This is a genomic window from Streptococcus sp. KHUD_012, assembly GCF_052588255.1.
This window is the reverse complement of sequence record NZ_CP159355.1, coordinates 1,304,813-1,325,254: the sequence shown is the minus strand read 5'-3', so window position 1 is coordinate 1,325,254 and position 20,442 is coordinate 1,304,813. Positions and strand designations below refer to the sequence as shown.

Genomic DNA, 20,442 nt, shown 5'->3' with positions numbered 1-20,442 from the left:
TGTTCCTTTTTATTTGATATAATGTAGGATAGCCTCTGCGATTTCTGTTTTCGTAGAAGCTTCTAGGACCTGATCGTCTGTCACTAGATAGGCTTGATGCTGACCGTTCTGAATCTTGGTCAGATCATTGGCAACGATCATGATGGCATGATTTTTAACGAGGCTTTCACGCGCTACCTGGATCAACTCTTCAGAAGAAACATCGACTAATAGCTTAAAGCCGATCAGTTGAATAGCAGGGTTCCATTCTTTGACGAGCGAGATAATCTTGGGATTTTTCTTTAGAAAGAGCACTTGGTATTCTTCTTTGGAAGAGATTTTAGCTTCCTGATTTTCGCGATGGATAAAGGTATGAAGGTCTTGAGCCTTCTCAACTTCCTCAAGGCCTGTCATGTAAACAGGTGTGTAGTCTGAAACAGCCATAGCGTGAATCAAAACCTGATGATGAGGGACTTCCGCTTTCATTTGTGCGACTAGTTCTTCGACATTCTGGATCAATAGGAGACGAAGGTGTGGGTGAGGATCGGGTTTAAGCGCGGTAGGCGTTGTGATCAAGGTTACCTGATGTCCCTTTGCAAGAGCCATTTCTGCAAGGATTTTCCCTAGGCTCCCGGTGGAATGATTGGTGATCGCACGAACCCTATCAATGGCTTCGCTCGTCCCGCCTGATGTAATTAAAATATGCATATGCTTATTTTACAAAAAAAAGATACGTAAGTAAAGTTCTGAAGCTATTAGGATTAGCTATGTGTAGCCATAAAATTTAGATAAAAAACGAACGTTCGATTCAAAAGGTGGAAAAACCATGTTATTTTCGCGAATTTTAGGTATAATAGATCTATCAAATATAAAGGAGTCCCTTATGAAAACAGATATCGAAATTGCTCAAAGCATTGAACTCCAACCGATTGTGGACGTTGTTAAGAAGATTGGTTTGGTAGACGATGATCTTGAATTGTATGGAAAATACAAGGCGAAATTGAGCTTTGATAAGATTCGTGAAGTTGAGAAAAATCCAGTAGGAAAACTTATCTTAGTCACTGCGATCAACCCAACTCCAGCTGGAGAAGGGAAATCAACCATCACCATTGGTCTAGCAGATGCTTTGAATAAAATCGGTAAAAAAACCATGATTGCCATTCGCGAACCTTCTTTAGGTCCAGTTATGGGGATTAAAGGTGGTGCTGCTGGTGGTGGTTATGCCCAAGTTCTACCGATGGAAGACATCAACCTTCATTTCACAGGGGATATGCATGCGATCACAACGGCTAATAACGCTCTCTCAGCATTGATTGATAATCATTTGCACCAAGGAAATGAGCTAGGAATTGACCAACGTCGGATTATCTGGAAACGGGTAGTGGACTTGAATGACCGCGCTCTTCGTCATGTTTCTGTCGGTCTTGGCGGTCCTTTAAATGGGATTCCGCGTGAAGACGGTTTTGATATTACGGTTGCTTCTGAGATCATGGCCATCCTTTGCTTGGCGACAGATATTGAAGATTTGAAACGTCGTTTGGCCAACATTGTAATTGGTTACCGCTATGATCGTAGTCCAGTTTATGTCCGTGATTTGGAAGTAGAAGGGGCTCTTGCCTTGATCCTTAAAGATGCGATTAAGCCAAACTTGGTTCAAACCATCTATGGAACGCCTGCCTTTGTTCACGGTGGTCCATTTGCCAATATCGCCCATGGATGTAACTCTGTATTAGCAACGACGACAGCTCTTCATTTAGCAGATTATACGATTACAGAAGCAGGTTTTGGTGCTGACCTTGGCGCTGAAAAATTCCTCGATATTAAAACGCCGAACTTGCCTACTTCACCAGATGCAGTCGTGATCGTTGCGACTCTCCGTGCTCTTAAGATGAACGGTGGAGTGACCAAGGATGCTTTGACTGAAGAAAATGTAGAGGCTGTTCGTGCTGGTTTTGCCAACTTGAAACGTCACGTTGAAAATATCCGTAAGTTTGGCATTCCTGCAGTGGTTGCCATCAATGAATTTATCACCGATACAGAAGCAGAAATTGCTGCTTTGAAAGAATTGTGTGCTGAAATTGATGTGCCAGTTGAACTTGCGAGTGTATGGGCGAATGGTGCTGACGGTGGAGTTGAACTTGCTGAAACGCTGGTCAAGACTATTGAAACAAGTCCAGCTAACTACACACGCTTGTATGATAACAACCTTTCTGTTGAAGAAAAAATTGAAAAGATTGTTACAGAGATTTACCGCGGTACGAAGGTGAATTTTGAGAAGAAAGCCAAGACACAAATTGCCCAAATCGTGAAAAATGGATGGGATAAGTTGCCAATCTGTATGGCCAAAACACAATATAGTTTCTCTGATAATCCAAATGCCTTGGGAGCTCCTGAAAACTTTGAAATCACTATTCGTGAAGTTGTTCCAAAATTGGGTGCAGGCTTTATTGTCGCTTTGACTGGGGATGTGATGACCATGCCTGGTTTACCAAAACGTCCAGCTGCTTTGAATATGGATGTGGCCGCTGATGGAACAGCCATCGGTTTGTTCTAATAGCTAGATATCTAAAAACAACTTCTATTCAAATGAGCAGAAGTTGTTTTGGTCTTGTTAATCAATCATTATTCAGTAAGGAGTTGGTACCTGATTTTTCGATAGATTATGATGAGCTGTAGGGTCATGGGAATCCAGATAAGGGGTTCGCAGAGAATGACCCCCATGTAGCCGGTGTGAGGAATAATCCACAGAACAAAGAAAATTTTTCCAAACAATTCAATAAAACTGGATGTGAGTGGGGTTAATTTTTTACCCATTCCCTGTAGGGCATTTCTCAGGATGATGAGACTCGCCAAAATAGGATAAAAGCAAGAGCTGATCTGGAGATAAAGACTGGCATTTGCAATGAGATCAGGATTTGTCGAGCCGGAAATAAAGCTGGTTATAGACGGACTTGTGAAGAATAGAAGAGCAGCAACCAAGACAGACCAAACCCAAGAAAGAAGGTTGGCAATGGTAACGCCTTTTTTGATCCGCTGGAATTGCTCTGCGCCAAAATTCTGCGAGATAAAAGTTGTGATACTTGAGGCGATAGCTGTAATCGGTAAAACGGCAAAGGACATGATGCGACGGGCTGCGACCTGTGCACTGATAATGGTTGTTCCAAGCTGATTAATAGCGGATTGGAGGATAACCGTTCCAATCGAAACGATGGAAGTCATGAGGCCCATGGCAAGGCCCTGACTTAGCAGATCCTGATAAAGCTCCTTGTCCCAAACAAAATCCTTACGATGCGGGGGCAGAAAAGGGACCTTCTTACGAATATAGAGAAGACAAAGAAGGGCCGAAATACCCTGGGCGATGATGGTAGCAATCCCAGCGGATTGGACTCCGAGATGGAGTTGGGTAATAAAATATAGATCGAGAAGAATATTGAGAATGGCAGCGATAATTAGGAAGTAGAGTGCCGCTAAGCTATCGCCAACCGCTCTAAGAAGTCCAGCGCAAAGATTATAGGCAAAGGTCACAGCCACACCATTAACAATAGTAGCGATATAGAGATAAGACTGAGACACAATGGCTGATGGAGTCCCTAAAAACTGGAGCAGGGGAAAAAGTCCAACAGCACCAATGAAGACCACGAAAAGACTGAGGATACCTCCAATAATAGCAGTTGCGGCGACTGATTTTCGTAATTGGTCTTCGTTTTTGGCTCCATAATTTCTCGCGATAATAATCCCCATCCCATTGCCAACACCGACGGCAAATCCAACGATCAAATCAAATATAGCAGAGGTTGCTCCAACGGCAGCCAATGACTTTTGACCTAAAAAACGCCCTACAATCATAACATCCGAGGTATTGTAGAGTTGTTGGAAGATATTGGACAAAAGAATAGGAAAGGCAAAACTCAAAAGAGCGGGTAAAATAGGACCATTTATGAGATCTACACGTTGAATCTTTTCATAGTGTCATTATACCAACTTCAGTAACCAGCGACAAGCATCGGTAGTTGAATCCCCTTACATTTTTTGGTATAATCAGGGCAGAAAAGGAGGCTTTTATGAGCTTAACCAGCCAATTAATCACGGAAACGTTCCCAGATCTGGACAAGGTCGAGAGGCTGAATATCGAGGCATTTCCAGAAGAAGAGCGAGTTCCTTTGTCGGAATACCTGCGTTATACGGACAATGACGATGCTAATTTTTTTGCTTTTTATAACGAAGAAGAATTTGTAGGATTTGCTTTTTCTATCTATAATCAGAAAGTTTTTTATGTTAGCTTCTTTGCCATTATGCCCCACCTACGTAGCCACGGTTATGGTCAAGAAATCATTGAAAAATTGGTAGAATTTTACCAAAGAACCATGATTCTTGAAGTGGAACGTTTGGATGAAGAATGTGACAATCTAGAGCAACGTCAGTCTCGGATGGATTTCTATAAGCGAAATGGATTTAAAACTGCCAATGCCTTTTTAGAATACGAAGGACTTAGCTTTGAAATTCTCTATCGGGGTGACCACTTTGACGAAGAGGCTTATCGCGATATTTTCCGTAAACTGCAGGAAGAAAATTATTTCGATTTCCGCATTAAATATAGACGCTTTAGTGACCACTAGACAAGAAAGAGGCTGGGACAAAAGTCCTAGCCTCTCAATTATTTTTGGATTGTCGAGCAAGACGCAGTGGTTGAGTGGGCTCTACTACGCTGATTTCATCAGCTTTTACAGCCCTACTCAACTGTGCGGAGGTGGGACGACGAAATCGAATTCTAACGAATTACCGATTTCTGTCCCACTCTCTTTTAGTTTAGATATTTAATGAAGAACTCAATCAGTTTCATGATTTGTGTAAAGAACCAAGGCAGAAATAGAAGAGCTAGGAAGGTAACATGCCATTTCCAATAAAGTGAAACCAAGCCAACGGTTTCTCGAATCCAAGCGGATGGGAGATAGTAAAAAGCTGTTCTTGAACCGATACTTCGACCAGGTATTTTCAATCGTCTCATAAAGACACCTGCACGGAGCGCGTGAAATGAATTGGTTACTACAAGGACTCGCTTGCCAAGCCCCTCTTCTTCAAGGAGACGCTTGCTAAAGGTCAGGTTTTCAAAAGTAGTACGAGAGCGATTCTCGATGAGAATGGCGTCTTCTGGAACCCCGTGTTCCATCAAGTATCCGGCCATAGCTTCTGCCTCAGCGATCAGCTCATCTGACCCTTGACCACCAGAAACAATCAGCTTTGGTCGTCCCTCGAACTGCTCATAGATGGCCTTTCCCTTCTCAAGACGCTGGGCCAAGAGTGGGGGAACCTTGTCTCCGATCAAACCTGAGCCAAGGATGATGATGGCGTCTGGCTCTTTGCGAACTGGAAAGAGATTGCAAAAAGTCCCATAGGATACATAAGAGAGGTAGAGAAAGGTCATGTAAAATAGGGCAAAGTCAGTCAGATAAATGAGGATGTCATTCCCTGGGAAATAGGGTAGAAAATGTAGTGCCAAAGCTCCGATAATAAACAGTCCATAGAGCAGCGATAGGAGGTTGGCCAGTCTTTTTCCTTCAAAAAGCATCATTTGACGGCCGTTAAAGAGAAGAAAAAGAGAGGAGAAAATAATGCTGAGAAAAACGAGGATGGAAATCACCACAAAGACAATCATTGCAATTTGTTGATTAAACCATAGCTCAGTTCGAACGACTAGTAAAAATGCAGAAATCAGTAGAAGAAGCCCTAGGTTTATCGAAAATAGATAAGCATTGAACAGTCTTCTGCGATCACTCATAAAGAACAATAAAAAGATAAGAGCTGGAAATAACCAGAATAGATATAGATACATGTTTTGCACCTCGTAAAATCTTACATCCATTGTACCATAATGACTGATAGAACTAGCGGATTGTTCATGCAAATAAGTTGCTTTCTTCAAATGAATTTGATAAAGTTAAGATTATCGTTTTTTTAAGGAGATAGTATGTTACGAAAAGGTTCCCTGACAGGCTTATTACTGTTCGGTATTTTTTTTGGTGCTGGAAACCTGATTTTCCCACCGGCTCTTGGTGCTTTATCGGGTAATCAATTTTGGCCAGCTATTGCTGGGTTTGTCCTTTCAGGCGTGGGAATTGCCATTGTGACCTTGATTATCGGGACACTTAATCCCAAAGGATATATTCATGAGATTTCTCGTAAGATTTCACCTGTTTTCGCGATTGTATACTTAGTTGCGCTGTATCTTTCGATTGGTCCTTTCTTTGCCATTCCAAGAACGGCGACGGTATCTTTCGAAGTGGGGATAGCCCCCTTATTAGGTGGAATGAATGCCAGTTTAGCACTTTTCATTTTTACCCTGGTCTATTTTTTGCTAGCCTTTCTGATTGCTTTGAATCCATCTAAGATTCTAGATCGGATTGGTCGTATATTGACCCCGATCTTTGCGATTCTCATTTTGATCTTGGTCGTTCTTGGGGCTCTGAAATACAGTGGACATGCTCCAATGGTGGCCACAAAAGCCTATCAGGCATCTGCCTTTGGGCAAGGATTTTTAGAGGGGTACAATACCTTGGATGCCTTGGCATCTGTTGCCTTTAGTGTGATCGCAGTGACTACCTTGAATCAACTTGGATTTTCAAGTAAGAAAGAATATATCAAGACCATTTGGTTGGTTGGAATTGTTGTAGCCCTTGGTTTTAGTGTGCTGTATATCGGTTTAGGATATCTGGGGAATCATTTTCCAATTCCGGCTTCCGTTATGGCATCTGATAGCAATAAAGGGGTTTATGTATTATCAGAAGCGACCAAAGCGATCTTTGGTCCGACTGCTCAGATTTTCCTAGCAGGAATGGTGACGGTAACTTGCTTTACCACAACCGCTGGTTTAATCGTCTCTACTAGTGAATTCTTCCATAGCACCTTCCCTAAGGTTTCTTACAAGGTCTATGCAAGTGTCTTCACTCTGATTGGTTTTGCGATTGCAAACCTTGGCTTGAATACCATTATTGCTTTCTCATTGCCGGTCTTGATGATTCTTTACCCAATCACCATTACCATTGTATTGATTGTGATAGTGAATAAATTTGTGGCTCTTTCAAAACCAGGAATGCAATTGACTATTTTCTTGGCTAGCTTGGTCTCTGTTGCAAGTGTTCTGGCAAGTACCTTTAAAATTTCTCTAGTAGAAAAGGGGATTGCTTTGCTTCCATTTGCGGCTCAATCTCTTCCATGGTTAGTGCCAGTAGTCATCGGGATTCTTTTATCGCTCGTATTACCAAATAAACAAACAGCAGAAAAATAAGTTATATTAGAAACTCTAAAGTTTTGTGCTTTAGAAATAGATTGAAGATAATATCCTCTTAGAAACTTTCCTTAGGTGAGTACGGACGTCAGCGAACTTCATAGAAGTTCCATGACTTAGTTTTGAATCTAAGGTTTCAAAACTCCCGAGTGCTAGAAACATCACTGTTTCTAGCACTTTTCTCACGGCGGAAAGTTTCAATGTATACTTGAATGTGCCTTATATATTCTTTTAGTTTTTCACCACAACTTAGACTCTAAAGTTATTGGCTTTAGGGTCTTTCTTTTGAAACTAGTACCCAAATCCAAACTTTAGTAAAAAAACGTAGCAGAAATTTTTCTTTTTTGTCAGTCAATGCTATACTGAATGTAGCATATCAATATACGGAGTGAACTATGAATCCAATCATTTTTTCATTGACAGTTTTTCTTGCGGGTATTCTGTCTTTCTTTTCTCCCTGTGTCTTTCCTTTGCTACCGGTTTATATTGGAATCTTGCTAGGAAGTGATCAGGAAAAGGCTATCCGATTGTTCGGGAAAAAAATTCGCTGGCATGGCTTGTTGAAAACCCTTTGTTTTATTGCCGGTATTTCTGTTATTTTCCTCCTCATTGGTTTTGGAGCGGGTTTGCTAGGAAAGATCATGTACACCAATTGGTTCCGTTATCTGATGGGAGCCCTCATCATTATCCTTGGTCTTCATCAAATGGAAGTCTTTCATTTTCATTTCCTTGAAAAGCAAAAATCAGTAGATTTTGGAGCCAACAAACAGAAGAATGAATTGTTTTCAGCTTTTCTCCTTGGTCTTGGCTTTAGTTTTGGTTGGACGCCTTGTATTGGTCCGGTATTAGGATCAGTTCTTGCTTTAGCAGCATCAGATGGACAAGATGCTCTTATGGGAGCTATTTATCTCCTTGTTTATACCTTGGGAATGGCTCTTCCGTTTTTACTGTTGGCCTTAGCATCTAGTCTGGTCCTACCTTACTTTAATCGTCTCAAACCCCATTTGTTATTGCTGAAGAAAATCGGCGGAGCCATCATTATTCTGATGGGAATTCTCTTACTTTTGGGACAATTGAACAGTTTGTCATCTATCTTTTCATAAAATAATCCGGAGGTTTAACGCATGATGAAAGGTTTTAAATACGCTTGTTTCTCAGTAATTTCTCTAGCTTTGCTGTCAGCTTGTTCCATGAATCAATCCAGTGAGAGTGGTATGGACAATCAGCCAACAATGAATACAACAACGAATAAGAATCCTTTGGTGGGAAAAGACGCCAGTGACTTTGAACTAAAGGATATGAAGGGGAATACGGTCAAACTTTCAGACTACAAAGGGAAAAAGGTTTATTTGAAATTTTGGGCAACCTGGTGTGGTCCTTGCCGGCAAAGTATGCCCGAATTAGAGAAATTGGTCAAGGATACAGATAGAGACTTTGAAATTCTGACCATTATGGCACCAGGACTCCAAGGTGAAAAAACAGAAGAAGAATTCGTCAAATGGTTTGATCAACAAGATTACAAGTCAGTACCGGTCTTGTACAATCCAGATGGTTCTGCATTTGCAGATTATCAGGTTCGCTCTATTCCTACAGAAGTCTTTATAGACAGTCATGGGAAAATTGGACATGTCCAATTAGGGGCTATTTCAAACGAAGATGCTAAGAAGATCATCAAGGAGTTACAATAAAAAAATGAAGCACGAAGCTTCATTTTTTTCTAGTTTCTTAGTTGCTTGCACCAGAAGTGGCATCGGCATCTCCGTGCCCTCCGTCACCATGTCCTCCAGCATCAGAAGCACCAGAAGTTGCATCTGCACTACCGTGTCCACCAGCAGGAGCAAATGGACCGCTTCCGCCAACTAGACGTTGACCTGTTGTTTGCAGGTACCAGTCCAACCATGGTTTGAAGTTGAAGACAATCTCATTGATACCAGCGTAAGAACCATCTTCATAGTACATAGCTTGGTAGTTGTGAGTGTTGATCACGCCTTCAGGAGATCCTGGAACAATGGTCCGAACATAGTCTTGGTTACCGTTACGAAGGGTACCAATCACCCATTCCACGTTTTTCATACGTGCTGGTGGTAGGGAGCCGTGAACGGTTGACATCCGGCTTCCTGATTGAGGTGGCACGCGTTTAGCAAACATGGTATCTGGATCTTGATGGGCATTGTTGTAGTAGAGGAATTGGTTGTTATCATCGGCATAAGTCAATTCAAATGGCATAGCCTTTAAGAACATATCAATTTGGTTAACGGTTAGGATACCGTGGTCGAGTTTGACATAGGTATCGCCAGAAACGGCACCAGTGATTTCAGCTACTTTTTCTACCCAATCTGGATCGTCAGGATCGACTTCAGTAACAGTTGTAGCGATTGGATGATTACAATCCAAGTCTTCTGGTTCAATTGGTTTTGGTTTTTTCAATTTAGATACAACCTCAACGTATTTCATAAAATTATCCAAGCAGGTTTCAAGGAATTTGACGGTTCCCTCGTTGATGATATTGCCGTTTTCGTCAAAAGCTTCTTTCGCTTTTCCAAGAAGGAATTCATTTCCTGGAAGGGTATAAGCATTGACACCTGGGGCATCGAGGATCTTACGGAGGTGAACTTGCGCACGTGAAGTCCCTTGATCATAGTAAGAAGCACCGACGATCATAACCGGTTTGTTTTCAAATGGATGCACCTCGAAAGAGAGCCATTCAAGAACAGACTTGAGAGCAGCAGAGATCGTATGGTTGTGCTCTGGAGTGGCAATGATAACACCATCTGCACGAGTGATTTTGTTATATAAAAGACGCAATTGGAAACTTTCGTCCCATTTTTCATCTTGGTTAAACATTGGAACTTCGTCGATTTCAAGAACTTCCAATTCAAATTTGATTTTAAATTGGCGGCGAATGAATTCCAAAAGTTTACGGTTATATGATTGATCGTAGTTTGAGCCTACAAGTCCAACAAATTTCATTCTTTTCTGTCTCCTATCTTACAAGTTTTCCCAGTCAAATTCTTCAGCATCTTTGCGAAGCAATTCTTGGGCGTTGCGCAATTTGTCTGTGATTTTCACAAACACACGGAAATCATCAAAGATGGCATCTAATTTTTGAATGACATCTAAATCCACCAAGTCTCCATTTTGATCAAAGGCTTGCAATGAATGAGAGAGCAAGAATTCATCTGGCAAAACAGTCGCTTTAATTTCTGGAGCATTTAAGATTTGGCGAAGTTGGAGTTGGGCGCGTGAAGATCCCAACGTACCGTACGAAGCCCCAGTAATCATGACTGGTTTATTCAACAATGGGAAGACTCCGTATGAGAGCCAAGCGAGTGCACTCATCAAGACTGCTGGAATAGAGTGGTCGTATTCTGGAGTCCCAATAATGACCCCATCAGACTCCTCAATTTTTGCAACAATATCCAAGACAGCTTCAGGTACTTGTTTGTCGGCTGGTTTGTTAAAGACAGGGATATCTTTAATTTCGACCAATTCGATCTCAGCCTTATCAGCAAAATGTTTTTGCATGTATTGAAGCAGTTGACGGTTTGTAGAACGTTTGGAGTTTGTCCCCACAATCGCAATAAGTTTTATCATGGAAAATTCCTTTCTGATAGGAGAATTATAAATAAGATTGAAGCCCACTTGTATAGGCGATCTTGCCTGATTGAGAAACCAATAAGGTATCTATACCAGGAAGTGATTCAACAGTGTAGAGGATAGAAGCAGGAGATTCCCCGAACAAGCGGGTAGTCCATATCTCCCCGTCTACGGATCGATCAGATATGATGGTGATACTGGCTAAGTCTGTCTCGACCGGATAGCCCGTCGCGCTATCAAAGATGTGATGAAACGACTGGCCGTCAACTTCTAAATGACGCTCGTAGATGCCAGAGGTGACAATAGATTTATCCTTGACAGAGAGGACCAGTAGGTGCTGACCTCTTTTTTCGACTGGATTTTGAATGCCAATCCGCCAAGGCTGTTGTTTGATGGGGTGTTGACCGACAGTGAGGATATTTCCTCCAAGATCGATCAAGGCATCTGTTACTCCCTGGCTCTTTAAAAAGGTAGCAATGCAGTCTGCACTATAACCCTTAGCCAAGGCTCCTAAATCAATCTTCATTCCAGGACGCATCAGAAAGACTGTATGGTTTTCTGGGTCGAGCTGGATTTGGTGAGGATCGATCTTGGCCAGGGCTTGATCAATTTCCCCTTGCTGGGGACGTCTAGCATCTGAAAATCCAATTCGCCAGGTCTGTACAAGAGGACCAATGGCGATGTTTAAATGGCTGTTTTGAGCTTGACTATGCAAGGTACCTAATGCAATCAGATCAAAAAGATCTGGATGAACTTGGACAGGAACAATACCAGCTTGGTGATTGACCTCCATGAGTTCAGAACTTGCATCATTAGCACTGAAGCGATGTTCGTAGGAGCGAAGAAGTTCAAAGCAGCGGGCTAAGAGTTCATTCGCTTGTGGGTGATAGATCGAAACAGTGATGGTCGTTCCCATCAACCGTTCGGATCGACTACTTAGGTCCACTAAAAATCTATCCTTTCCTATTTTCACTTACTTACAGTATATCAAAAAGATATCGTTTTCACAATCCTTTCAAGCATATTGTTTGACATTTTTTGAAACATGTGAAATGTGATTTTCTGGAAAATTGAAAAAAAGATCACAAATTCTGAGCAAAATAATTGTAACCGATATCATTTTTATGATATACTCAAGAAGTAAATTAAATTAAAGGTAGGATTTATTCTATGAGTAAAATCGTTGTTGTAGGGGCTAACCATGCCGGAACAGCTTGTATCAACACTATGTTAGATAATTTCGGAAATGAAAATGAAATTGTGGTTTTTGACCAAAACTCAAACATTTCATTCCTTGGATGTGGGATGGCACTTTGGATCGGTGAACAAATCGATGGTCCTGAAGGTCTTTTCTACTCTGACAAAGAAAAATTGGAAGCAAAAGGTGCAAAAGTCTACATGAACTCTCCTGTTCTTTCAATTGACTATGACAACAAAGTGGTGACTGCAGAAGTTGATGGAAAAGAACACAAAGAATCTTACGAAAAATTGATCTTTGCGACTGGATCAACACCAATCATTCCTCCAATTAAAGGAGTTGAAATCGTTCCTGGTAACCGCGAATTCAAAGCAACTCTTGAAAATCTTCAATTCGTTAAATTGTACCAAAACGCTGAAGAAGTGATCGAAAAATTGAAAGACAACAGCAAACACTTGAACCGTATCGCCGTCGTTGGTGGTGGTTACATCGGTGTTGAACTTGCTGAAGCTTTCGAACGTCTTGGTAAAGACGTTGTCTTGGTGGATATCGTGGACACTGTCTTGAATGGTTACTACGACAAAGACTTCACTGACATCATGGCGAAAAACTTGGAAGACCACAACATCCGTTTGGCACTTGGACAAACGGTTCAAGCGGTTGAAGGAGATGGTAAGGTAGAACGCCTTGTAACCGATAAAGAAACCTTCGATGTAGATATGGTTATCTTGGCTGTTGGTTTCCGTCCTAATACAGCTCTTGCTGATGGTAAGATTGAACTCTTCCGCAACGGTGCTTTCCTTGTTGATAAGAAACAAGAAACTTCACTTCCAGGTGTATACGCAGTTGGTGACTGTGCGACTATCTTTGATAACGCTCGTAACGAAATGAGCTACATCGCTCTTGCGTCTAATGCGGTTCGTTCAGGTATTGTTGGTGCCTACAATGCGACTGGTCATGAATTGGAAGGAATCGGTGTTCAAGGTTCTAACGGTATCTCTATCTACGGCCTTCACATGGTTTCAACTGGTTTGACTCTTGAAAAAGCGAAAGCTGCAGGCTTCAATGCCACTGAAACTGGCTTCAACGACCTTCAAAAACCTGAATTTATCAAACACGATAACTACGAAGTTGGTATCAAGATCGTCTATGATAAAGATACTCGTCAAATCCTTGGAGCTCAAATGGTATCACGTGATAGCGCCATCTCAATGGCTATCCACATGTTCTCACTTGCGATTCAAGAACACGTAACGATTGATAAATTGGCTTTGACAGACTTGTTCTTCTTGCCACACTTCAACAAACCTTACAACTACATTACAATGGCAGCTTTAACTGCTGAATAATAGCTAAAGTTCTATTAAAAACTTTCCTTAGGTGAGTACGGACGTCAGCGAACTTCATAGAAGTTCCATGACTAATTATTGAGCCTAAGGTCTCAATAATTCCGAGTGCCTGAAACAATACAGTTTCAGGCACTTTTCTCACAGCGGAAAGTTTTGATTTTTCTTTATTCGTTCCATTTATATTTCTTTGTAGAAATTCTTAACTTATTTTTATTAGATAAAATGGTTTGTCTACATTCTAAACAAAACTAACAAGGGTAGTTTTGTTTTTTTCTGTCTTTACATGTATTCAGAGGCAGTGAAATAAGGTATAATGAATAGGATAAGAGTTTGAAGGAGTTAGGGAATGTCTGAAAAAGAAGAAGCCTTAAAAAAGGAATTTCATTTTGCCTCTAGTTCGATTGTGGCCCATATTGTCAGAGGTGTTCTGGTTGGGATTGTTGTAGGCTGCATCGTCTCGAGTTTTCGTTTTTTGATCGAACATATTTTTCATTTTGTTCAAGGCGTTTACAAGGAGATGTCTGGTCAACCACTTTATTTACTTGCTATGCTATTGGGTTATGGGGTGATCGTATTGATTGCTGGTCGCCTTATTCGCACCAATCGGGATATCAAGGGATCAGGAATTCCGCAAGTCGAAGCAGAACTCAAGGGGCTCTTGGCGGTGAGTTGGTGGGATACCCTGTGGAAGAAGTATATTTTAGGTGTCTTGGCCATCGGAAGTGGCTTGATGCTTGGTCGTGAAGGTCCTAGTATTCAATTAGGAGCAATGGGGGGAAAAGGAGTGGCCCATCATTTGAAGGTCAGCCCGGTTGAGGAGCGATCTTTGATTGCAAGTGGGGCTGCTGCTGGCCTTGCTGCTGCCTTTAATGCACCTATAGCGGGGCTCTTATTTGTGGTTGAAGAGGTCTACCATCATTTTTCACGTTTCTTTTGGATTTCGACCTTGGCTGCTAGTTTGACTGCTAATTTTATTTCACTCAATGTCTTTGGTCAAACACCAGTGCTTCATATGCCACAAAATATTCCACCGCTCCATCTGTCTCAGTACTGGATTTATCTTTTTCTTGGAGTCTTTTTAGGGGCAGCAGGGTATGTCTACGAAATAGTGGTTCTCAATATCGGTCGATTGTATCGCTTACTTGAGAAGATTTTCCATGTTCCTTCTCATTATTCTTCTTTATTTGCCTTTGTCTTGATTCTTCCAATCGGCTATTTTCTTCCCCAAATTCTTGGTGGTGGGAATCAATTGGTCTTGGATTTAGCTCGAGTACCGTATCCAGTGCTGACCATCCTTCTTTATTTTGCGATCCGTTTCATCTGGAGTATGTTGAGCTATGGTAGTGGCTTACCAGGTGGCATCTTCCTGCCTATACTAGCATTAGGATCACTTTTAGGGGCCATCGTTGGAACCTTCCTCCAAAACATTGGCTTTATCTCTCAAAATCAGCTGCCTCTCTTCATTATTTTAGGCATGAGTGGGTATTTTGGGGCTATTTCAAAAGCGCCATTAACGGCTATGATCTTAGTGACAGAGATGGTCGGTGATATTCGCAGTTTAATGCCCCTAGGCATGGTGACCTTGCTAGCATATATGATCATGGATCTCTTCCATGGAGCGCCAGTCTATGAAGCCATGCTCGAGCAATTGTTGCCGGATAAGGCGCAAGAAGAAGGAGAGTTGACTTTAATTGAGATCCCTGTATCAGAAAAGATTGCAGGAAAACAAGTTCATGAACTGCACCTCCCTCAAGATATCTTGATCACCACGCAAATGCGAAGTGGTAAGAGCTATACGGTCAATGGTGCAACCCGCTTGTATCTAGGGGATAGTATCTTTGTGGTGGTTAAAGAATCTGAAATCGGACGGGTCAAAGATATTCTTTTGTAAAAGACTGATTCTCAGAAAATTTTTTCTATTATTAAATTTTCAGACAATTATTGAAAAATGAGAAAATATCTGGTAAAATAAGGGCAAGAACAAATGAGGAGAAGTCTTTCATGAAAAAATATAGTCTACTCTTATTGAGTGTTGCTCTTTTAGCAGGGTGTGCAAATTCTACTAGCAAACATTCGAGCCAAAAGACGCAAACCAGCTCAACGGTGCAGTTGTCAAAGGCTGACCAGAAGACCTTGGACAATGCGACAGCTGAATACAAAGACTTTGTTGAAATGCAAATTGACCAATTGCTCAAAGATACAGAAGGATTCCGAGCTACCCTAAAAGATGGTAATTTGGAAGAAGCTAAAAAGCAATATCCCTTGATTCGTATGGCCTATGAACGGTCTGAGCCGATTGCTGAAACCTTTGGAGAATCGGATGTCAAAATCGACTACCGCTTGGTGGATTATGTAGATGAAAATAAATCAGAAGATGGCTGGTCAGGTTTCCACCGGATTGAGCGTATCCTTTGGGAAAACAATACTACAGATGGAACAGACAAATACGCTGACCAACTGGTGAACGATATCAAGGAGTTGAAAGCTAAAATTGCTACAGTAGAAGTCACACCGGATATCATGTTGACCGGAGCTGTCGATCTGCTCAATGAAGTGGCAACGCAAAAGATTACGGGTGAAGAAGAAGTCTTCTCTCATACAGATCTTTACGACTTCCGTGCCAATATTGAAGGGGCTGAAAAGATCTTCTCTCTCTTTAAACCCTTGATTGAGAAAAAAGATGCTAAATTGGTTAAAACCTTGGAAGCAGAATTCAAGAATGTAAATGCTTTATTGGACAAACACATGACAGATGATTCAAACTATAAGTCTTACACAGATTTATCCAAGGAAGATACCAAGGAATTGGCAGAAGCTGTGACCAAACTTGGTGAACCGTTGTCTCAAATGGGTGTGATTTTAGATGGGAAATAAGAAAAATGGCTGACGAAAAATTTTTAGATAAAAAAATGGACCGTCGTGAATTTCTTAAAAAAGCAGGTATTGGAGGGGCTGGTCTAGCGCTGGGTCTCTCTGGTGCATCTGCTTTTTTCGCTAATCAAGACAGTTCCAGCAAAAAAGTTTATGATGGAGATGAAGACATCTCCTTTTATGGCAAGCACCAAGCAGGGATTACGACACCTATGCAGAAGGCTTGCTACTTGGTTGTGTTAGATCTTCATACGACAGACAAAAAAGAAGTCATCCAGCTCTTTAAAGACTGGACCGATTACAGTAGTAAATTAGTCGAAGGAGAGTTAGTTAAAAGAGATGGTTCCAATGCCCTCTTGCCACCAACAGATACAGGTGAAACAGTGGGACTCAACCCCTATCGTTTGAGTCTGACTTTTGGGGTATCGGCTTCCTTTCTAAAGAAACTGGGCTTGGAGTCCAAACGTCCGAAACTCTTTCGTGATTTGCCTCCATTTCCAAAGGAGCAGTTGCAGGACAAATACACTAGTGGCGATATCGTCATTCAGGCCTGTGCAGACGATGAGCAAGTAGCCTTTCATGCGGTGCGAAATCTGATTCGTAAGGGTCGCAATACCATTACCATGAAGTGGAGCAAATCAGGATTTGCAGCTATTGGTGACCGAAAAGAAACACCGCGCAACCTCTTTGGTTTCAAGGATGGAACAGCAAATGTCACGACTGAGAAGGATTTTGACAAGGTCGTCTGGACTGATAGCAAGGATTGGATGAAGGGTGGTTCCTATATGGCTCTTCGCCTAGTGCAAATGCACCTGGAAACTTGGGACCGGACCAATTTGCAAGAGCAAGAAAACACCTTTGGTCGCTACAAGGAGTCTGGCGCTCCCTTTGGTAAAACCAACGAATTTGATGAAGTAGATTTATCTAAACTACCAGTAGATTCACATGTCCGTTTGGCCAAAGAAGTGGATCGGCCGATTTTACGGCGGTCATATTCCTATTCGGATGGCATCAATGAACAGACTGGGCAATTTGATGCCGGCTTGATCTTTATCGCCTTTCAAAAGGATCCGAACAGCTTTGTCAAAATCCAAACCAACTTGGGCGCGGTGGACAAAATGAACGAGTACATCACCCATATCGGAAGTGGACTCTTTGCTTGCTTTGCAGGCGTCGAGAAAGGAGGGTATCTTGGTCAAGCACTCTTTGAATAAACTCTTGATCTTGTTAGGCCTTCTTGCCTTGTTTTGGACTCATCCGGTAGCTGCGGAATCTTATAGCGATCTCTTTATCAAGATCACAGATGCAACAACCGCTGTACAAAATAAGGACCAGGATAAGGCCAAGGAATTGATCGCTGAGATTCAGGCTGATTTTGAATCCAAAGACCACCATGATTCCAAGGCAGGGAAAAAAGTTAGCCAAGCCCTGGCTATAAAAGGAGAGGTAAGCAAAGACGATCTCACCAAGATCTCATCTGCCTTGCTCGCTTTTGAAAAAGAGCAAAATCCGGTCGATTTAGAGGCGGAAAAAGACAAACTCGTGAGTCGCCTCGCACCTTATTTTAAGAACCTACAAGAGGCTATTACAGCTAAGGATCTGGATAAAACCCGTCAAACCTATGCAGATCTCAATAACACATGGACGCGAAACGAAGCGGTGGTAAGAGATCACAGCACAGCCTACTATGGCAAAATCGAGACGGCCATTTCGCTCTTACGCAGTAGTATTGAAACAGAGCCTACCGATTTCACCAACATCCAGTCCTCTTATGATGACCTCAAAAATGGGATTGATGCTTTTGTAAAAGGAGAAGCCATTAGCAGTGCCAGTACGGATTTGACGCTGAACGATGGGATCAAGCTTTTGGAGAAGGCGCAAAGCCAATTCCAATCCGGCGACGATAAGTCTGCTGCAGCGACTATGAAGCAGTTCATCACGATCTGGCCAACCATCGAGGGAGATGTTAGCACGACCAATCCAAGTCTCTACACGCGCGTAGAGAGTGAATCCCCGGTTATAATGGTCAAGGGGAAAGAAAAGGCCTATCAAGAGAAATTACAAGCCTTGATCCGAGACTTGTCTGCGATCGATACGACAGCTTCTTACAACGCTTTTGATGCCATGTTGATTCTTCTGCGTGAAGGAGTAGAAGCCCTTCTGATTGTCATGGCGCTTGTGACGACCCTTAAGGCCGCTAAGATGAGGAAAGGTCTCAAATGGGTTTACGGTGGAGCTATCGCTGGTGTTCTTGCCAGTGCAGCAATCGCTCTTGTTTTGCAAGTAGCTTTTCCAGCCGTTACTTCGGGGTCTAACCGAGAAATCATTGAAGGTGGCGTTGGGATTTTCGCTGTGGTCATGATGATCCTCATCGGAATTTGGCTCCACAGCAAGTCCTCTGTCAAACAGTGGAATGCCTTTATGGACCGTCAAATGAGGACCGTGACGGCTACAGGAAGCTTTGTCTCGATGTTTGCCCTCAGTTTCTTAGCAGTCTTTCGTGAAGGGGCTGAGACTATTCTCTTCTATGTCGGGATCATTCCGCGGATTACAACCGCGAATTTCTTACTGGGAATAGGGTTTGCCATAGCCGTTCTCATCATCATTGCAGTGGCCATGACCAAGGCCAGTCAAGCTATCCAACCTCATCGAATCTTTTTCATTCTGACGTGGTTGATTTACGCTTTGGCCTTCAAGATGCTCGGTGTCAGCATTCACGCCCTGCAGTTGACCAATATCCTACCTAGCCATTTGGTCAATGGACTTCCAACCATCGATTGGGCGGGGATCTATCCAAGCTGGGAAGTTCTTCTTCCTCAAGGTATCTTTGTGGCCTTGATCGCACTCGTTACGGTGAGACAACATGGCAAAGAGTAGAGCAGATGAAATGACTATTGTTGAACATTTGGTCGAATTTCGAAAACGATTGATCGCAGTGGTCTTGTGCTATATTATCGTCTTCATCCTAGCATTTGTATTTGGAGGAGAAATCTATCAAGCCTTGACGGCTAGCCTGCATCAAAAACTGCTGGTACTGGGACCGAATGATATCCTCTGGATCTATGTATCGCTGGCTAATCTCACATCCTTTAGCCTGACCTTGCCCTTTATTGTCTACCAGATTTGGCAATTTGTAAGGCCGGCTTTGAGGGAGAAGGAGGCGCGTGCAGTCTTTGCCTACATCCCAGCTAGCTTTATTTGCTTTGTACTGGGGCTTGCATTTGGTTATTTCTTTGTCAGTCCAGCTATTTTAGAGGTCCTGATGCGATTGGGAGAAGGGCTGTTTGATACCCAATTAACAGCACAAAATTATCTAACCTTCTTATGGCACACTACCTTGCCTTTAGGGGTCTTGTTCGAGTTACCAGTTTTGGTCGCTTTTCTGACCTCGATTGGACTTTTGACACCACAGTTTTTAATAACCTACCGACGTTATGCTTACTTTGTTCTGCTGGTCTTAGCCGTCGTGCTAACCCCTGCAGACTTTATCAGTGACTTGGCCATGACACTCCCTTTGATCCTCTTATTTGAAGTCAGTGTCGCCTTCAGTAAAGTCATCTATTCAAGAAAAAGGAGAAACTAATGGGAATTTTACGTGATATTGGAGCACCAGGTTTGATCATCATCATCCTGGGCGCCCTCTTGATTTTTGGACCAAAACGCCTGCCTGAGTTGGGCCAGTCCATCGGCAAAATGTTTGCTGAATTTAAGACAGCTGTCAATAAAGGCAGTGAAGAAGCAGATCAAGACGCCAAAGAAGCTAAAGAAGAAAAAGAATAATCAGACAATTTTCAAAATTCTATTGAGTTCGATTGCATAAAAAGGTATAATAAGACAAGTACTTGCAATCGACGAAGGAGGAAACCATGATTATTACGATTTTGTCACTCATTTTCTATTTTAGCTATATCGGATTCTTATGCTGGTTGGTCGTAAAAATTGTCGAAAAATTGTTCAATTTCTTGTTGAACCGTTAATGAAGAAACAATCCATTTCACCCCGAGTGAGTGGATTTTTTGTGTCCAATTCAGTTAGAAAGATTCAAACAAAGAGGTTTTAACGGTCTCAGATTGAAGATAAAGTCATATAAAAAACTTTCCTTAAGTGAGTACGGACGTCAGCGAACTTATTAGAAGTTCCATGACTAAATCAAAATACAAAGGGCG

General features: G+C 42.1%; 18 protein-coding genes. 12 read left to right on the top strand and 6 right to left on the bottom strand.

The genetic code is table 11. The features are described 5' to 3' along the window. Positions 1-9 precede the first annotated feature (9 nt). Positions 10-687: a phosphopantothenate--cysteine ligase gene (locus tag ABVF55_RS06295; protein WP_195311696.1), complete on the bottom strand. Its 678-nt coding sequence runs from the start codon at positions 685-687 to the stop codon at positions 10-12. A gap of 175 nt (positions 688-862) precedes the next feature. Here ABVF55_RS06295 and ABVF55_RS06290 point away from each other — a divergent pair, with 175 nt between their 5' ends. Beyond that, complete coding sequence (locus ABVF55_RS06290) at positions 863-2,533, top strand: formate--tetrahydrofolate ligase (RefSeq protein WP_070674055.1); 1,671 nt, start codon at positions 863-865, stop codon at positions 2,531-2,533. 68 nt (positions 2,534-2,601) lie between these two features. Here ABVF55_RS06290 and ABVF55_RS06285 read toward each other — a convergent pair whose 3' ends face one another. Then, on the bottom strand, positions 2,602-3,825 hold the full coding sequence (locus ABVF55_RS06285) for an MATE family efflux transporter (RefSeq protein WP_445285054.1): 1,224 nt from the start codon (positions 3,823-3,825) through the stop codon (positions 2,602-2,604). 215 nt (positions 3,826-4,040) lie between these two features. On the opposite strand from ABVF55_RS06285, the gene ABVF55_RS06280 reads away from it, so the two are divergent. Beyond that, entirely contained in the window at positions 4,041-4,595 is a 555-nt protein-coding gene (locus ABVF55_RS06280; RefSeq protein WP_003011957.1) for a GNAT family N-acetyltransferase, read from the top strand. A 185-nt stretch (positions 4,596-4,780) separates the two neighbouring features. Here the strand turns inward: ABVF55_RS06280 and ABVF55_RS06275 are convergent, their stop codons facing one another. Then, positions 4,781-5,809 (bottom strand): YdcF family protein, encoded by a 1,029-nt coding sequence (locus ABVF55_RS06275; protein ID WP_320909199.1) that lies wholly within the window; start codon positions 5,807-5,809, stop codon positions 4,781-4,783. A 135-nt stretch (positions 5,810-5,944) separates the two neighbouring features. On the opposite strand from ABVF55_RS06275, the gene brnQ reads away from it, so the two are divergent. The 3 genes from brnQ to ABVF55_RS06260 all read left to right on the top strand — a co-directional run bounded on the left by brnQ (position 5,945) and on the right by ABVF55_RS06260 (position 8,949). After that, positions 5,945-7,261, top strand: a complete 1,317-nt coding sequence (brnQ, locus tag ABVF55_RS06270; protein ID WP_070665849.1) for a branched-chain amino acid transport system II carrier protein — start codon at positions 5,945-5,947, stop codon at positions 7,259-7,261. 395 nt (positions 7,262-7,656) lie between these two features. After that, on the top strand, positions 7,657-8,364 hold the full coding sequence (ccdA2, locus tag ABVF55_RS06265; RefSeq protein WP_003007221.1) for a thiol-disulfide oxidoreductase-associated membrane protein CcdA2: 708 nt from the start codon (positions 7,657-7,659) through the stop codon (positions 8,362-8,364). Between the two features lie 21 nt (positions 8,365-8,385). Further along, positions 8,386-8,949, top strand: a complete 564-nt coding sequence (locus ABVF55_RS06260) for a TlpA family protein disulfide reductase (protein ID WP_083312671.1) — start codon at positions 8,386-8,388, stop codon at positions 8,947-8,949. 37 nt (positions 8,950-8,986) lie between these two features. Here ABVF55_RS06260 and ABVF55_RS06255 read toward each other — a convergent pair whose 3' ends face one another. The 3 genes from ABVF55_RS06255 to ABVF55_RS06245 are packed head-to-tail and all read right to left on the bottom strand — an operon-like array spanning position 8,987 to position 11,804. Beyond that, a complete protein-coding gene (locus ABVF55_RS06255) occupies positions 8,987-10,231 on the bottom strand; it encodes an NAD(P)H-dependent oxidoreductase (protein ID WP_049507732.1) in 1,245 nt (414 codons plus the stop codon). A gap of 18 nt (positions 10,232-10,249) precedes the next feature. Further along, a complete protein-coding gene (locus ABVF55_RS06250) occupies positions 10,250-10,855 on the bottom strand; it encodes an NADPH-dependent FMN reductase (RefSeq protein ID WP_320909198.1) in 606 nt (201 codons plus the stop codon). A gap of 25 nt (positions 10,856-10,880) precedes the next feature. Beyond that, positions 10,881-11,804, bottom strand: coding sequence for an FAD:protein FMN transferase (locus tag ABVF55_RS06245; RefSeq protein WP_320909197.1), 924 nt, complete (start codon positions 11,802-11,804; stop codon positions 10,881-10,883). A 224-nt stretch (positions 11,805-12,028) separates the two neighbouring features. Between ABVF55_RS06245 and nox the strand changes: the two genes are divergently transcribed. The 7 genes from nox (at position 12,029) to ABVF55_RS06210 (ending at position 20,056) form a co-directional block, all read left to right on the top strand. Continuing rightward, entirely contained in the window at positions 12,029-13,405 is a 1,377-nt protein-coding gene (nox, locus tag ABVF55_RS06240) for a H2O-forming NADH oxidase (RefSeq protein ID WP_003001563.1), read from the top strand. A gap of 346 nt (positions 13,406-13,751) precedes the next feature. Continuing rightward, positions 13,752-15,296 (top strand): ClC family H(+)/Cl(-) exchange transporter, encoded by a 1,545-nt coding sequence (locus ABVF55_RS06235; RefSeq protein WP_320909195.1) that lies wholly within the window; start codon positions 13,752-13,754, stop codon positions 15,294-15,296. A 110-nt stretch (positions 15,297-15,406) separates the two neighbouring features. Further along, on the top strand, positions 15,407-16,279 hold the full coding sequence (gene efeO, locus ABVF55_RS06230; RefSeq protein ID WP_320909194.1) for an iron uptake system protein EfeO: 873 nt from the start codon (positions 15,407-15,409) through the stop codon (positions 16,277-16,279). Between the two features lie 5 nt (positions 16,280-16,284). Next, positions 16,285-17,490 carry an iron uptake transporter deferrochelatase/peroxidase subunit gene (efeB, locus tag ABVF55_RS06225; RefSeq protein WP_320909193.1) on the top strand — a complete coding sequence of 402 codons (1,206 nt, stop codon included), beginning with the start codon at positions 16,285-16,287 and terminating at the stop codon, positions 17,488-17,490. Further along, positions 17,468-19,153: an FTR1 family iron permease gene (locus ABVF55_RS06220; protein WP_445285053.1), complete on the top strand. Its 1,686-nt coding sequence runs from the start codon at positions 17,468-17,470 to the stop codon at positions 19,151-19,153. The genes efeB and ABVF55_RS06220 overlap by 23 nt, the downstream gene beginning before the upstream one ends. Next, the gene (gene tatC / locus ABVF55_RS06215) at positions 19,140-19,859 is read left to right on the top strand and encodes a twin-arginine translocase subunit TatC (protein WP_223141909.1); all 720 of its coding nucleotides are present in this window, start codon (positions 19,140-19,142) and stop codon (positions 19,857-19,859) included. Before ABVF55_RS06220 ends, tatC begins: the two co-directional genes overlap by 14 nt. Continuing rightward, on the top strand, positions 19,859-20,056 hold the full coding sequence (locus ABVF55_RS06210) for a Sec-independent protein translocase subunit TatA/TatB (RefSeq protein WP_023918087.1): 198 nt from the start codon (positions 19,859-19,861) through the stop codon (positions 20,054-20,056). Before tatC ends, ABVF55_RS06210 begins: the two co-directional genes overlap by 1 nt. Positions 20,057-20,442: the final 386 nt, after the last annotated feature.